Annotated in this window: 13 protein-coding genes; 6 read left to right on the top strand and 7 right to left on the bottom strand. The window is 48.3% G+C overall.

What is annotated here, in order from left to right:
• On the bottom strand, positions 1–200 hold a 200-nt coding region (locus tag ACTQ53_RS16250), incomplete at its 3' end, for a hypothetical protein (protein ID WP_441934245.1).
• 20 nt (positions 201–220) lie between these two features.
• On the opposite strand from ACTQ53_RS16250, the gene ACTQ53_RS16245 reads away from it, so the two are divergent.
• The gene (locus tag ACTQ53_RS16245) at positions 221–514 is read left to right on the top strand and encodes a hypothetical protein (RefSeq protein WP_441934243.1); all 294 of its coding nucleotides are present in this window, start codon (positions 221–223) and stop codon (positions 512–514) included.
• A gap of 233 nt (positions 515–747) precedes the next feature.
• Here ACTQ53_RS16245 and ACTQ53_RS16240 read toward each other — a convergent pair whose 3' ends face one another.
• The 5 genes from ACTQ53_RS16240 to thrA form a co-directional block, all read right to left on the bottom strand.
• A complete protein-coding gene (locus ACTQ53_RS16240) occupies positions 748–1704 on the bottom strand; it encodes a D-2-hydroxyacid dehydrogenase (protein ID WP_441934241.1) in 957 nt (318 codons plus the stop codon).
• Positions 1705–1729: 25 nt separating this feature from the next.
• Entirely contained in the window at positions 1730–2425 is a 696-nt protein-coding gene (locus ACTQ53_RS16235) for a YhcH/YjgK/YiaL family protein (protein WP_441934239.1), read from the bottom strand.
• Between the two features lie 64 nt (positions 2426–2489).
• The gene (gene thrC, locus ACTQ53_RS16230) at positions 2490–3791 is read right to left on the bottom strand and encodes a threonine synthase (RefSeq protein WP_441934237.1); all 1302 of its coding nucleotides are present in this window, start codon (positions 3789–3791) and stop codon (positions 2490–2492) included.
• A gap of 74 nt (positions 3792–3865) precedes the next feature.
• Positions 3866–5116 carry a cofactor-independent phosphoglycerate mutase gene (locus tag ACTQ53_RS16225; RefSeq protein WP_441934235.1) on the bottom strand — a complete coding sequence of 417 codons (1251 nt, stop codon included), beginning with the start codon at positions 5114–5116 and terminating at the stop codon, positions 3866–3868.
• Between the two features lie 55 nt (positions 5117–5171).
• A complete protein-coding gene (gene thrA / locus ACTQ53_RS16220; RefSeq protein ID WP_295346630.1) occupies positions 5172–7613 on the bottom strand; it encodes a bifunctional aspartate kinase/homoserine dehydrogenase I in 2442 nt (813 codons plus the stop codon).
• A gap of 284 nt (positions 7614–7897) precedes the next feature.
• Here thrA and ACTQ53_RS16215 point away from each other — a divergent pair, with 284 nt between their 5' ends.
• The 5 genes from ACTQ53_RS16215 to ACTQ53_RS16195 all read left to right on the top strand — a co-directional run bounded on the left by ACTQ53_RS16215 (position 7898) and on the right by ACTQ53_RS16195 (position 12932).
• Entirely contained in the window at positions 7898–8152 is a 255-nt protein-coding gene (locus ACTQ53_RS16215; RefSeq protein ID WP_441934232.1) for a hypothetical protein, read from the top strand.
• Positions 8153–8276: 124 nt separating this feature from the next.
• Positions 8277–8822 (top strand): phosphodiesterase, encoded by a 546-nt coding sequence (gene yfcE, locus ACTQ53_RS16210; RefSeq protein WP_153126261.1) that lies wholly within the window; start codon positions 8277–8279, stop codon positions 8820–8822.
• A 116-nt stretch (positions 8823–8938) separates the two neighbouring features.
• Positions 8939–10618 (top strand): NAD(P)/FAD-dependent oxidoreductase, encoded by a 1680-nt coding sequence (locus ACTQ53_RS16205; RefSeq protein ID WP_441934230.1) that lies wholly within the window; start codon positions 8939–8941, stop codon positions 10616–10618.
• 15 nt (positions 10619–10633) lie between these two features.
• A complete protein-coding gene (locus ACTQ53_RS16200) occupies positions 10634–12187 on the top strand; it encodes an ABC transporter substrate-binding protein/permease (RefSeq protein ID WP_295346638.1) in 1554 nt (517 codons plus the stop codon).
• Between the two features lie 4 nt (positions 12188–12191).
• Positions 12192–12932 carry an amino acid ABC transporter ATP-binding protein gene (locus ACTQ53_RS16195; protein ID WP_294972584.1) on the top strand — a complete coding sequence of 247 codons (741 nt, stop codon included), beginning with the start codon at positions 12192–12194 and terminating at the stop codon, positions 12930–12932.
• Between the two features lie 156 nt (positions 12933–13088).
• On the opposite strand, the gene ACTQ53_RS16190 is transcribed toward ACTQ53_RS16195, so the two are convergent.
• Positions 13089–14786, bottom strand: coding sequence for a sulfate permease (locus tag ACTQ53_RS16190; protein ID WP_294972587.1), 1698 nt, complete (start codon positions 14784–14786; stop codon positions 13089–13091).
• Between the last annotated feature and the right edge of the window lie 623 nt (positions 14787–15409).

Here is a 15409-nt window from a genome sequence, read left to right as displayed (position 1 = left end):
CAATCTGAAAGCAAGCTTTCATTGCGCTCGTTTGCATTATCTTTGTAGAAGATATGCTGCACTCGGCAATCTGAAAGCAAGCTTTCATTGCGCTCGTTTGCATTATCTTTGTAGAAGATATGCTGCACTCGGCAATCTGAAAGCAAGCTTTCATTGCGCTCGTTTGCATTATCTTTGCAGAAGATAAGCTGCTTAGTCACAATTTTAAACAGATAGAGGTATGAAAGAGAAAAAATATCACTTACCGGAAGAACATGGCGCAGCTTTTGCTGAAGAGCCAACGCCAGCCTATCATGGAAATACGGCAGTTGTACTTCCTGAAGAAAAGTTCACCGAAGATAACTTCGATGATGATATTGATTGGAATCGAATACCTGCGGGATGGGGACCTGTCAACGAAGAAGAAGCCATAGCTCGTATAGAAGCCATAGAAGCCGACATAGAGAAAAATGGACTCATTGATGAAGAGGATATGATAGACCACCTTAAAACTAAAGGTTTATGGCTTATATAAAACCATCTAAGCCATTTTACGCCCATACCGTAGTGCCATCATCATGAAAAATTGGAAAATCATCTATCGGTATGATGCGGAATACGATAGAATTATTCTTGTTGACTTATGGGATATGAGACGAAATCCCAAGTGCCTGATTAGGCAGTTCAGAAGAAAACTATAAGAAGACAGCCAACTTTCAATTGGTATATTGAAGGTTGGCTGTTTTCTGCTACTTAAACGAATTATCTTTACTTATTCACCACATTAATCGGATTGCCTTCGAGGAATGCCTTGACGTTGGCGGCTACCTGCTTGTTCAGGCGCTCGCGAGCCTCGTAGGTGGCCCAGGCAATGTGAGGGGTGAGGTAGGCATTAGGCTCGTTCCAGAGAGGATTGTCCTTTGATGGTGGCTCCTCGGTCATCACGTCTGCACAGTAGGCAGCAAGACTGCCATCGTGAAGAGCGGCGGCTACGGCTTCCTCATCTACCAGCGGACCACGACCCGTATTCACCAGGATGGCGGTATCCTTCATCTTCTCCAGACTCTCGGCATTGATGAAATGATAGGTATCATCATTCAGCGGACAATGAAGAGAAAGGATGTCGCTCGTGGCAAGCAATCCCTCCTTGCTCATCTTCTGAATCCACTCAGGCAATGAGCTGGCACTCTTGCTGGTGAAGGCACAGATGTTCATGCCAAACTGGCGGGCGATGCAGGCTACCTTCATGCCGATATTGCCCAAGCCCATGATGCCCAGGGTCTTGCCGGCAAGCTCCATCAATGGGGTGTCCCAATAGCAGAAATCCTTGTTGTTTGCCCAGCGCTCGTTGCGGTTCTCCTGAGCATAATGCTCTACACGGTTGGTTACGGCAAGGATGAGGGCGAAGGTCATCTGAGCAACACTGTCCGTGCTGTAGGCAGGAATGTTGGTCACGATGATGCCCTGCTCCTTGGCAGCCTTGATGTCTACCACGTTGAAGCCCGTAGCCTGAATGCCGATGTATTTCAGATTGGGGAGCTGTGCCAGCGTTTCTGCATCCATCTGCACCTTGTTCAGGAGGATGATGTCGGCATCCTTGGCACGTTCCACTTTCTCGGCGTCTGATGTGCGAGGGTAGACTACTACCTCGCCCAGCTGCTCCAGAAGATGATAATCCAAATCTCCCGGGTTTGCGGCATAGCCGTCTAATATGACAATCTTCATAATTTTTGTCTCGTTAATGATTTATTTACTCTACGTAATCTACCTTTATCACGATTACACGGATAGACTGGTCGTTGGAGTCGTTGTTGATCTTGGCAATGTGCCAATCGTTGGGGAAGAAGATGAAGAACTCGTTGGGATTGCTGTCGTAGAAACGAGCCTTCGACTTGTCGTAATCATAATGGATCACGTCCGGACGATACTTGCAGTTGGGCTTGCTGGTAAGGTGGTCGATGATGCCGAACCGTTCCACGCCCTTCACGACATACTGGAAGTCGATGTGCTTGTAGTGGCTCTCGCTCTGTCGCTTCTCCAGCGGTCCGTTCTCGCTGTCTTCTACGCTGACGGTGAGGTCAGAGCCCGGAATCTGATGCTTGCCCTTTGGAATGGTCAGGAGATCGGTCTTGGCGATGTATTCGAAGAGCGCCTTCCACTGCTTGGGATTCTTCTGATACTGCTGGTAGAAGTCTACCAGGTTGACACTGGCGTGAGGGTTTGCCTTGGTGAATCCGTTTCGCCAGGCTCCCTTCTTGGCCCATTTCTCTGCCTTCTTCACCAACTTGGGGTTGTCGGCATAGGATGTAGTGTAAAGGCCTTCCTGAGCGCAGCAGTCCTTGCCGGAAGCCTGCTCAGAATGGCAAGAACCTTTCTGGCAGCACTGTGCCTGTGCTGCCAAAAAGGTACTGGATAATAGGGCAATGCCCATGATTATTTTCTTCATTTTTTCTGATTTGTCTGAAAAACTATTGGTTCTTCTTGCTCTGAAGAACTATAGCTCTGAAACCCTATTCGTTCATCAGGAAATTCTTGAAGGCATCGAAGTCCTTGGTCATCTGGATGCTCTTCTTCTCGCCCTTCATGAATTCTGCAAGACGGGCTGGAATCTCGATGTCGCTCTCCAGGATGCTGTCTACCTTCTCCTTGAACTTGGCTGGATGAGCAGTCTCCAGGAAGATGCCAACCTCGCCTGGCTTCAACTGCTCCTTCAGGGCGCGATAACCGCAAGCTCCGTGAGGATCAAGCACATACTTGGTCTCGTTGTAGCACTGCTTCATGGTCTCGGCAATCTGTTCGTCCTTGTATGTGGCACCGCCGATGTAGGCTGCGATGGCATCGTGATCGCCCTTGTAGAGGTCGTAGATGCGGGCAAAGTTTGAAGGGTCGCCTACGTCCATGGCATTGGCGATGGTCTGCTTGCTAGGCTGTGGATTGTACTTGCCAGTCTGCAGATATTCGTAGAAGATATCGTTGGCGTTGTTGGCAGCGATGAAGCGGTGGATAGGCAATCCCATCTCATGACCGAAGAGTCCGGCTGTGATGTTGCCGAAGTTGCCGCTAGGCACGCAGATGACCAGCTTGTCGGCGAGGCCCTTCTCCTTCATGCGGGCATAGGCGTTGAAATAATAGAAAGCCTGAGGCAGGAAGCGGGCCACGTTGATAGAGTTGGCTGAGGTGAGCTTCATGTGCTTGTTGAGCTCCTCGTCCATGAATGCCGACTTCACCAGTGCCTGGCAGTCATCGAACACGCCATCCACCTCGAGGGCTGTGATGTTCTGACCCAGGGTAGTGAACTGGCTCTCCTGAATCTTGCTGACCTTGCCCTTAGGATAGAGCACGTAGACGTGGATGCCGTCAACGCCGAGGAAACCGTTGGCAACAGCCGAACCGGTATCGCCCGATGTAGCTACGAGCACATTCACCTCTTCCTTGCCCTCCTGACGCACGAAGTACTGCAAGAGACGTGCCATGAAGCGTGCACCCACATCCTTGAAGGCGAGGGTAGGACCATGGAACAGCTCGAGAGAGTAGATGTTAGGCTCTACCTCAACTACAGGGCAGTCGAAAGCCAGGGTATCATATACAATCTTCTTCAATGACTCGGCATCAACGTCCTCGCCGAAGAAGGCATCAGCTACCTTGTAGGCAATCTCCTGGAAACTCAGTTTCTCGATGTTGTCGAAGAAGTCCTGTGGCAGCTTCTTGATGATTTCCGGCATATAGAGACCACGGTCTTCTGCCAAACCTTTAACTACCGCCTTGTGAAGATCGGCGATGGGTGCTTTCTTATTTGTTGAATAATATTTCATTTTTTACTTTGAACTTTGAGATTTGAACATTGAACTTTATGATTAGCTTTGGGGCTATCATGAAGCCGTTGATTTTAATTGATTGCCATGAAGGCGTTCATGAACTCCTGCAGCTGCAGCATGCCGTAGCCGCCACTAACGCAGCTTACCTCATCATACTGCTCTACGCTATCCGGCTCAATGCCAGGATAATAGATGATGAAAGGTACAGGCTCCTTGACGTGGGTACGGATTTCTACCGGAGTAGGATGGTCAGGGAGAACAGCGATGCATACCGGCTCGTCCCAGGTGCTTACCTCATCGAAGATAGGCTTGATGAGTCGCTGGTCGAGGTTCTCGATGGTCTTCAGCTTCAGTTCCAGATCGCCATCATGACCCGCCTCGTCGCTTGCCTCTACGTGAACATATACAAAGTCGTCGCCATCCTTCAGTGCCTGGATAGCTGCAGCAGCCTTGCCCTCATAGTTAGTGTTGGCAAGACCCGTAGCGCCCTCAACGATGATGTTGCGCAGACCGGCGTAATGGCCGATGCCTCGGATCAGGTCGACGGCAGAAATAACGGAACCCTTCTTGATCTGTGGATACATCTGGGAGAGTGTGAGCATGTGAGGACGGTAACCTCCGCCCCATGGCCAGATAAGATTGGCCATTCGTTCGCCACGCTCCTTGCGAGCCACATTGAAAGGATGGTTCTCCAGGAGTTCCTGACTCTCAAGAATCAGCTGGTTCAGCAGGTCGGCTGTATCACGACGGCTGATGTGACCCTCATCGCCTCCAATCTCCGGCAGGACGGGTTTCACCATCAGCTTCTGCCATTCCTCGTTGGGATGATCATGAGGTGGAGCGCAGTCGATATGCTTGTTTCCGTGCTTTACCACCAGGAGGTGGCGATACTGGATGCCGGTAACAAACTTGACATCAGGATATTTCTTGCCGAGGGTATCGTTGAGATATTTGATGAGCACTTCCGCATCTTCCGTTTCCAGGTTACCACCGTTGTGGGTGATAATCTTGCCGTCCTGCACATTGATGATGTTGCAGCGCAGTGCAAGGTCGGTAGGCTCCAGTTCATAGCCGATGCTGGCAGCTTCGAGCGGTCCGCGTCCCTCGTAAACCTCGTTCTGGTCATAGCCCATGATAGAGCTGTTTGCTACTTCTGAACCAGGGAGGAAACCGTCAGGAACAGTAACCAGTCGTCCTGTCTTGCCTTTCTTGGCAAGCATGTCCATATATGGTTTGCTGGCGTATTGCAGGAGTGTCTTTCCACCCAGTCTTTCCACTGGGTGGTCAGCCATTCCGTCGCCAAGAATGATAATATGCTTCATAATCGATTTATAATTCATAATTTATAATGAACAATTATTCATTGTACATTATTCATTATATATTCGCAATACTCATGATGTTGGCGAAGACTCCGGCAGCAGTTACGCTGGCTCCGGCTCCGTAGCCCTGGATCATCATCGGATACTCCTTGTAGCGCTCGGTGGTGAGCAATACGATGTTGTTGGAACCCTCCAGATTGTAGAAAGGATGCTCCGGACCCACCGCCTGCAAGCCTACGCTGGTCTTGCCGCCGTCCAGAGTAGCCACGAAGCGCCAGCGTTTGTGCTCCAGGTCGAGCGTCTTGCGCTTGGCTTCGAAGTCGGCATCGAGCTTAGGAAGCTTTTTCCAGAAGTCGTCGAGCGAGCCCTGGAAGAAGCTGTCTGGTACGAAGAGGTTCTTCTCCACATCCTCCTGTTCCACTCTGTAACCAGCCTCGCGTGAAAGGATGACGAGCTTTCTTATTACGTCCATGCCGCTGAGGTCGATGCGTGGATCTGGCTCGCTGTAGCCCTTCTCCTTGGCGAGACGGACGGTCTCGGAGAATGGTACCACGCTTGAAATGGCGTTGAAGATGAAGTTGAGTGTGCCGGAGAGTACAGCCTCAATCTTGAGGATTTTATCTCCCGAGTTGCGAAGGTCGTTGATGGTTCCGATGATAGGAAGACCTGCACCTACGTTGGTCTCGAAACGGAATACCACGCCACGCTGGATGGCTGTCTTCTTCAGCTTCTCATAGTTTTCATATTCGCTTGAAGCCGCAATCTTGTTGGCTGCAATGACGCTCACGTTGTGCTCCAGAAGGCTCTGGTAGAGAGCTGCAACTTCCTTGCTGGCTGTACAGTCTACGAACACGCTGTTGAAGATGTTCATTGCCAGGATGGAATCGCGCAAGACCTCCGGAGTGCTAGGAATAGACTTCTTCAGCTCCTCGTAATAATTCTCGAGATCAAGACCGTCGCGATTGAAAATGGCATTCTTGGAAGAGGCGATTCCTACTACGTTCAGCTTCAGCTTGCTGCGCTCCATGAGGTCGGCATACTGATTCTTGATCTGTTCGATGAGTTTGCCGCCCACGGTACCCACACCGCAGATAAAGAGGTTGAGCACCTTGTATTCTGAGAGGAAGAAGCTGTCGTGCAGAACGTTGAGCGACTTTCTCAGATAATCACTCTTCACTACGAAAGAGATGTTGGTTTCAGAAGCACCCTGTGCGCAGGCGATGACGGAAATACCGCTACGTCCGAGCGTGCCGAAGAGCTTACCGGCGATACCGGCAGCATGCTTCATGTTTTCGCCCACGATGGCGATGGTGGCAAGTCCGCACTCAGCGTGCATAGGGAACATGGCGCCATCGGTAATCTCGTTCTTGAACTCATTGTTCAATACGCTGACAGCCTCTTCCACATCCTGCTCACGCACACCGATAGATGTAGAGTTCTCAGAAGAAGCTTGGGAAACCATGAACACAGAGATGCCCTCGCTGGCAAGAGCGGTGAAGATGCGGCGGTTGACACCGATGACACCCACCATGGAAAGACCGGTAACGGTGATGAGGGCGGTACCGTTGATGGAAGAAATACCCTTGATAGGCTTCTGGTCGGCATCAATCTTGTTCTTGATGATGGTACCAGGAGCTTCAGGATTGAAGGTATTCTTCACTCTGATAGGAATATTCTTGACACAAACCGGGTAGATAGTAGGAGGGTAGATGACCTTTGCACCAAAGTTGCAAAGCTCCATCGCCTCAATATAACTCAGTTCGTTGATGGTATAAGCAGATTTGATGACACGTGGATCGGCAGTCATGAATCCGTCCACATCGGTCCAGATTTCGAGCACCTCAGCATCGAGGGCTGCTGCAATGATGGCTGCTGTGTAGTCGCTACCACCACGACCCAGGTTGGTGGTGCGCTCCGTGTTTTTGTCGCGGCTAATGAAACCCGGTACGAGAGATATGCGAGGAAGCTCGGCAAAGGCTTCCTTTACCAGCTTGTTGGTCAGTTCGCTGTCGAGGGTATGCTTACCCTTGCCGTTGATGCGTTCGGTCTTGATGAAATTGCGGGAATCGAACCATTTGGCACCACGGATGAGCGTGGCTACAATCTTGGAACTGAGTCTTTCTCCATAACTCACGATGGCATCCTGTGTCTTCTCGCTGAGGTCGTGGATGAGATACACACCGAAGTAGATGCTTCTCAACTGCTCGAAGAGTGCATCAACTGATTTGAAAAGATTCTCTCTGTCTGTTGTTTCGGTAATGATGGTATCAATCATCTTGTGGTGGCGATCAACCATGGCGTCGAATTCGACCTTCCACTGTTCATCACCCTTGAGGGCAAGCTGAGATGTTTGCAAGAGTTTGTCGGTGATACCGCCAAGTGCGCTCACGACAACCACTACACTCTGTTTCTTAGCCTCATTTTCAACGATACGTTTTAAGCTGAGGATGCTTTTTACGGAACCAACCGATGTTCCGCCGAATTTTAATACTTTCATACGTTCTTGAATTTTTGCGTTGGTAATGTAATGCCATCCCCGAAACGACCGGGGCTGTAGCAAAACTTGTGGGCAAAAGTACAAATAATCTATCAAACTGCCAAGGATTTTAACAAAAAAGTAGCATATTGTAGATGAAAAAGCCCGGATAGCAGTAATTTAATGTTCGTTTTTGTTCTTATACCTTATATATATAGGGATTTGCGGAGAATTAATAAGAAAAAAGTTTGCCAGTTTCGAAGAAAATGTGTACTTTTGCCGATGTAATTCAAAGCATCAGCAATATGGTTACAGAAGTAAATAGTAAGATTCAACTCGTTGAACGCAATTTCAAACGAAATGAGATGCTGGCTGAGTATTTCTTTGGTCTTTCAAAGATGGTATGCAGCGGTATTGGAATTGGTGCATTGTCTCCGTTGTTTACTGGTGAGGCAATGGGAGTAACTAACATTGTTTGCATGGGATGCGCAGTAATAGCTGCTGCATGTTTAGCCCTATTTGCGAATATGTTATTAAAAGTAGAATTAAAAAAGAAGTAATTATGGAAATGTTGACAATACTTTTTGCTATAGCTGCTATTATCAGTGTTAGCTTGGTTTTTTGGGGAAAGTTTACTAAATCTGGTAGACGTTGGATAGAAGGTGATTATTAAAGAATCAAGTAATGAAATATCTATTATTCTCTGATATCCACGGCTGTTTGCCAGCCTTGGAAAAAGTCCTCGACTTCTTCGAGGCTGAAAAGTGTGACATGATGTGCATCATGGGTGATATCATCAACTACGGTCCCCGCAACCGAATTCCGGAAGGAATCGACCCTAAGGGTATCGTAGAAAGACTGAATGCGCTGGCAGACAAGATTATCGCCGTGCGTGGCAACTGCGATGCGGAAGTAGACCAGATGCTCCTTGATTTCCCTATCATGGAGACTTATGCCCTGCTGGTAGATAATGGAAAGCGTTATCTACTGACCCATGGTCATGTTTATAATAAGGAAAACATGCCAAAGGGTCCTTACGAGGCTATGATCTATGGCCACTCCCATCTCTGGGAACTCTCTCATAACGAGAAGGGACAAGCCATCGTCAATACGGGCAGCATCACCTTCCCGAAGGGTGGCAATCCTCCAACATTCGCAACATTGGAAGATGGCAAGTTCACCATGTATCATCTGGATACGCTCGAAGTGCTGGCTACAATGGAAGCATGAAAAAGTGAAAGTGAAAAGTGAATTGTGAATGTAATGTGAAATCCGTCACTTGTCACTCGTCATTTTCATAAAACTAATCATAAAGTTCAAAGCTCAAAGTTCAAAGTTTAAAATAAATGATTCAGGAGTATCAGATAAGAATTCTGCCCGAACAGGCAGCAAGCGAGGAAGGCATCAAGCGTTATCTCGCCAAGGAGAAAGGATTGGATGTGAGAACATTGAATCAGGTGAGAGTGTTGAAGCGAAGCATCGACGCCCGCCAGCGTACCATCTTCGTGAACCTGAAGGTGCGTGCCTATATCAATGAGTTTCCGCAAGACGACCAGTATATTCATACGGAATATCCCGATGTGAGCAGCAGACCTCGTGTTATTGTTGTGGGTGAGGGACCTGGCGGCCTCTTCGCTTCTCTGCGCCTGATAGAATTGGGTTACCGTCCTATCGTATTGGAAAGGGGAAAAGATGTGCGCGAACGCAAGAAGGACCTTTCTAACATTACCAAAACCCAAAAAGTGGATGGGGAGAGCAACTACTGTTTCGGTGAAGGTGGAGCCGGTGCTTATAGTGACGGCAAACTCTATACCCGAAGCAAGAAAAGGGGAAGTGTAGACAAGATTCTGAACGTTTTTTGCCAGCATGGTGCCAATACCAATATCCTGGCAGATGCCCATCCGCATATCGGTACCGACAAGTTGCCGCGCGTCATTGAAAACATGCGCAACACCATCATCAAGTGTGGCGGCGAAGTGCATTTCAAGACCAAGATGATTCGTCTGATCCTTGAGAGTGAAGGTAAGCTGACGGCATCTGATGCTGCAGCTGGCGATAGGGTGATAGGTGTAGAAGCCGTGAATCTGGCTACGGGTGCTGAGGAAACTTATCGCGGACCGGTTATCCTGGCAACAGGTCATAGTGCCCGCGATGTATACCGCTATCTCGCTTCGGCAAAGATAGATATCGAGGCAAAGGGCATCGCCGTGGGCGTGCGCCTGGAACATCCATCCCAGCTCATCGACCAGATTCAGTATCACAATAAGAGTGGTAGAGGAAAATATCTGCCTGCTGCCGAATATAGCTTCGTTACTCAGGTAGATGGCAGAGGTGTCTATAGCTTCTGTATGTGTCCGGGTGGCTTTGTGATTCCGGCTGCTACCGGACCGGAACAGCTCGTGGTGAACGGTATGAGTCCTAGTAACCGTGGCACTGCCTGGAGCAATTCGGGCATGGTGGTGGAAACGCATCCCGAGGATGTGGCGCAGTTCGTGAAGGAACATCAGGCTATCATCGAACAGACGGAAATGAAGGCGCAGGAGAATTCTTCACTCTTCAATCTTCACTCTTCACTCCAGATGATGTACTTCCAGCAGATAGTAGAAAAGCAGTGCTGGCAACAGGGCAACATGAAGCAGACAGCACCAGCCCAGCGTATGGCCGACTTCGTGAACAACCGTCTGAGCTACGACCTGCCAAAAAGCAGCTATGCTCCGGGTATCATCAGCAGTCCGCTGCATTTCTGGATGCCTTCGTTCGTGAGCAAGCGTCTGCAGGAAGGCTTTAAGACCTTCGGCAAGAATGCACATGGCTTCCTGACCAACGAGGCTACCCTGATAGCGATGGAGACGAGAACCTCATCGCCTGTCCGCATCATCCGTGACAGGGAAATCCTGCAGCATGTACGCATCCAGGGACTCTTCCCATGCGGTGAAGGCGCAGGATATGCTGGGGGAATCGTATCGGCTGGCGTAGACGGTGAGAGATGCGCAGAGATGTGCGCTGAGTATATGAAGCAGTTATAAGTAGATACAGAAATAATGAAATATAGAAATTTAAGATGTCTTCGACTGAGTTTCTGGGCGATGCTTCTCTGTCTGTTCCTGGCAGCATGCGGTTCAGAATCTTCAGAAACCCGAAAGCAGTTGAAGACAAAGGCAGACCTGAAGGGGGCTGTGATAGGTGTGCAGCTCGGTACCACGAGTGACGGACTTGCCACCGAGTTGGAAAAGAAAGGAGATGGCACCAAGGTGGAACGGTACAACAAGGGTGCCGATGCCATCCAGGCACTCCTGCAGGGTAAGATAGACTGTATGGTGACCGATGAGGCGCCAGCCAAGGCATTTAAGCGGGTGAATCCATCGCTCAATATCCTGCCTGAGACCTTCGACGCTTCTTCGTTCGCTATCTGTGTGGCTAAGGATCATTCAGAGTTGAAGCAGTCCATCAATCATGCCATCCGTATCCTGAAAGCGAATGGCGTTATCGACTCTATCGTAAACCGCCATCTGGAAAGGGGCATTGCCGTGGCTTATACGCCCAAGACTTCGGATGTGAAGAAAGTGGGACCGGAAGCGCTGGAGCATCTGGGACTGAAGAAGAGTCTGCGATTTGCCACCAACGCTACTTTCGAGCCTTTCGAGTATTACCAGAATGGCAAGATTGTGGGCATCGATGTGGATGTGGCGAATGCCATCGGCGATGTGATGGGCGTGGATGTGGAGATTCTCGATATGGAGTTTGACGCCATCATCACCTCAGTGCAGGCTGGTAAGGCAGATGCAGGTATTGCCGGTATCACGGTGACTCCTGAACGAGAGAAGAATATCGGATTTACAGATTCCTATGCCGATGTCAGACAGGTCATCATGGTGAATTCCGGAGACGTGAAAGCTGCTGGCAATCAGCCGGGAATGATAGATAAGTTCAAATCCTGCTTCATGGATGACAACCGTTATCAGTATCTGTTGCAGGGCTTGGGCAATACGCTCATCATCACCTTCTTTGCCATCATCCTTTCCGTGATATTGGGTACGGTGATAGCCATCGTAAGAGCACGTCATGAGCGTAGAGGCGGCTGGAGGATTCCGAATATGCTCTGTCAGCTGTATCTCACCATCATGCGTGGCACGCCAACGATGGTGCAGTTGCTCATCATCTATTATGTGGTCTTTGCCTCGGCAGATGTCAATAAGATACTGGTGGCTGTCATCGCCTTCGGATTGAACTCGGCTGCCTATATTGCCGAGGTAATCCGTTCGGGCATCATGTCGGTGGATGAAGGCCAGATGGAGGCGGGCAGAAGTCTCGGTCTCTCGTATGGAAAGACCATGCGCCTCATCATCCTGCCGCAAGCCTTCAAGAATGTGCTCCCGGCAATGGGTAACGAGCTCATCACTCTGCTCAAGGAAACCTCTATCAGCGGTTATATCGGACTGGGAGACTTGACCAAGGGTTCTGACATCATCCGAAGCATCACCTACGAGGCAATGATGCCATTGGGCGTAGTAGCCTGCCTCTATCTCATCCTCGTTCTCGGACTGAATGCAGGCGTGAGAAAGCTGGAGAAGCGACTGAGAAAGAGTGAAAGATAAAACAATGAATAAAATGAACGAAATAATCAAGATAGAAGGACTTCGTAAACGCTTCGGCGACAACGAGGTACTGAAAGGCATCACAACCTCGGTGAAGAAAGGCGAGGTTGTAGCCATTATCGGTCCATCGGGTTGCGGAAAGAGTACTTTCCTGCGCTCCATCAATCTGCTGGAGGAACCTACCAAAGGTAAAATCTATATCGACGGTATGGATATCACTTCCTGGGATGTAGACATCAACAAGATGCGCCAGAGAGTGGGCATGGTGTTCCAGCAGTTCAATCTCTTCCCTAATATGACTATTCGCCGCAATATCATGCTGGCTCCGGTAGAATTGGGCAAGATGACAAGGGAAGAAGCCGATGAGAAGGCAACGGAACTCCTGACCCGTATCGGACTGCTGGACAAGGCAGACAGCTATCCCGACAGTCTTTCGGGTGGACAGAAGCAGCGTGTGGCAATCGCCCGTGCCCTGGCGATGAATCCCGAGGTGCTCCTCTTTGATGAGCCGACTTCGGCACTGGACCCAGAGATGGTGGGAGAGGTGTTGCTGTTGATGAAAGATGTTGCTGCCGAGGGAATGACCATGGTGGTGGTGACGCATGAGATGGGGTTTGCAAGAGAAGTGGCAAACCGTGTTCTCTTCTTCTGTGACGGCTATATCACGGAAGATGGAACTCCTGAGCAAATATTCAACCATCCAAAATCGCCAAGATTGCAGGAGTTCCTGGGAAAGGTTCTGTAATAGTTTATAGTTAACAGTTTATAGTTAACAGTTTTGTAATAGTTGATAGTTAACAGTTACTTGATGACAATAAAAAAAGATGCATTACTGGTATATCCAGCAATGCATCTTTTTTATTTGATGGTCTACAATCAGTAAAATGTTAACTGTAAACTATTAACTATTAACAGTTTCCTTCTCAATAATCTCTTCAGCACGTTTCAGAGCCTTGCTGATGTGATCTGTGATATTATCCTTGCCAAGAATATTGTAGAAACCTGCCTTCTCCAACTGGGCATTCACTTTCTCACATACACCAGAGAGTACAACCTGAATGTCCTCCTTCTGGCTCATCTTGCAGAGGTTGGTGAGGTTGTGGATACCAGTAGAATCAACAAATGGAACCTTGCGCATACGGATGACACGTACCTTTGGACGATCTCCGAAAGCTGCCATCACTTCCTCAAACTTGTTACCGGCTCCGAAGAAGAACGGACCATTGATCTCGTATACCTCTACACCCTTAGGAATCGTATAGTGCTCAAGGTTGGTAGAGAGGAAGTCGAACTCCTTGTTCAAGTCAATCTCATCATCTGTGATGGCTGTCACGTCGGTGGTTTCGCTCATTCGCTTCATGAAGAGCAGGCAGGCGATAATCAAACCTACCTCGATAGCCACGGTCAGGTCGAAGATGATGGTGAGGAAGAAGGTGATCAGGAGCACTGTAACATCGCTCTTCGGATTCTTCATCAGCGCCAGGAAACTTCTCCATCCGCTCATTCCGTAGGATACAACAACCAATACACCGGCAAGACATGCCATCGGGATGTATTTGGCAAGAGGCATCAGGAAGAGGAATATCAGCAACAATACCACAGCATGAATGATGCCGGCAACTGGAGTCTTACCACCATTATTAATATTGGTCATGGTACGGGCGATGGCACCTGTGGCTGGGATTCCGCCAAAGAGTGGGGAAGCGAGGTTAGCCAAACCCTGGGCTACCAACTCGGTATTACTGTCATGATGATCGCTGATGACACCATCGGCTACGGTTGCAGAAAGCAAACTCTCGATAGCACCCAGAATGGCGATGGTGATGGCTGGAGATACGAGACTCTTGATAGTCTCCCAGTTCATCTCTGGAACCTGGGCTGCAGGCAACTCATTGCTGATAGAGAAGCGGTCACCGATGGTTTCTATGCTCTCTACACCAGCAAACTGCTTGAGCAATAGTGCTACTACTGTCATCAGGATGATGGCAATGAGAGAACCCGGAATCTTCTTGCTGAACTTTGGTGTGATGGCGATAACCACTACGCTCACTACACCGATGAGGGCACACCATGGATCGATGGTATCAAAACTCTGGAAGTAGACACCCCATTTCTCCAGGAAGTCGGAAGGATTGGAAGCTAGTGTCAATCCAAAGAGGTCCTTGATCTGGGTCGTGAAAATGGTTACGGCGATACCACTGGTGAATCCCACTACGATAGGGTAAGGGATATACTTGATGATGGTTCCAAGACGGAGAAGTCCAAAGAGAACCAGGAACAGACCAGCCATCAGTGTCGCTATCGTCAAACCTTCCATGCCATATTTCTGGATAATGCCATAGATGATAACGATGAATGCTCCCGTAGGACCACCTATTTGCACCTTGCTTCCACCGAAGATGGAGATGATAAGACCTGCTACAATAGCGGTGATGATACCCTTTTCAGGGGTCACGCCAGAAGCGATACCGAATGCGATGGCCAGAGGCAGGGCTACAATACCAACGATGATACCTGCCATGAGGTCAGACATGAATGTTTTCTTGTTGTATGTCTTCAAACAGGAAAACAAACTCGACTTAATTGCTAATGCCTTCATTTGAAAGTTTTAAAAATTATGTAATTATTTCTTGTTATCCGTTAAAACGTCTGCAAAGGTACTACATTTTTTTTATATGGCAAAATGTTTTTCATAGTTTCTTGTTTTCTTTATCCTTTTCCTCCTTTATTCTCTCTTTTCTTCCTTTCCTCTTTTCTTTCTTCTTTTCTTCTCCCTTTATTTTTCAATACAGTATTATGGATTGGGCATGTATGTGTGTGCCCGCACATATCTGCGAGTGCACGTATGTATATTATAAGGAGCAGTATGACATAAAACGCCGTGAAGTGTTTAATGCTGTTAAATTTAAAATAAAAATGAAACTTTCTTCTTGAAAAATTTGGTAGTTTCGGAAATAGTTAGTACTTTTGCACTCGCTTTTGAGAAATACGGTTTCTCTTAGCAATTAAAGAAAGAGTTCTTTGAAAGATTTTACATATAACAGACAAGTAGTACAAGAAGCGGTTTTGGATTACACCTTATTATATATAGGGAGTATGAAGAGACTGGGTAAAAGAAACGAACCGTCAAGCAATTGACAAGTCAGGTTTACTAAGCTTCAATAAACGAAAAGGATATTCGTCCTAAGTACAGACAACAAACACCGATTGCTTCAGCAATGA

This window comes from Prevotella sp. Sow4_E9_plate (assembly GCF_052116205.1).
GTDB lineage: Bacteria > Bacteroidota > Bacteroidia > Bacteroidales > Bacteroidaceae > Prevotella.
This window is presented reverse-complemented; position numbering and strand designations above follow the sequence as displayed.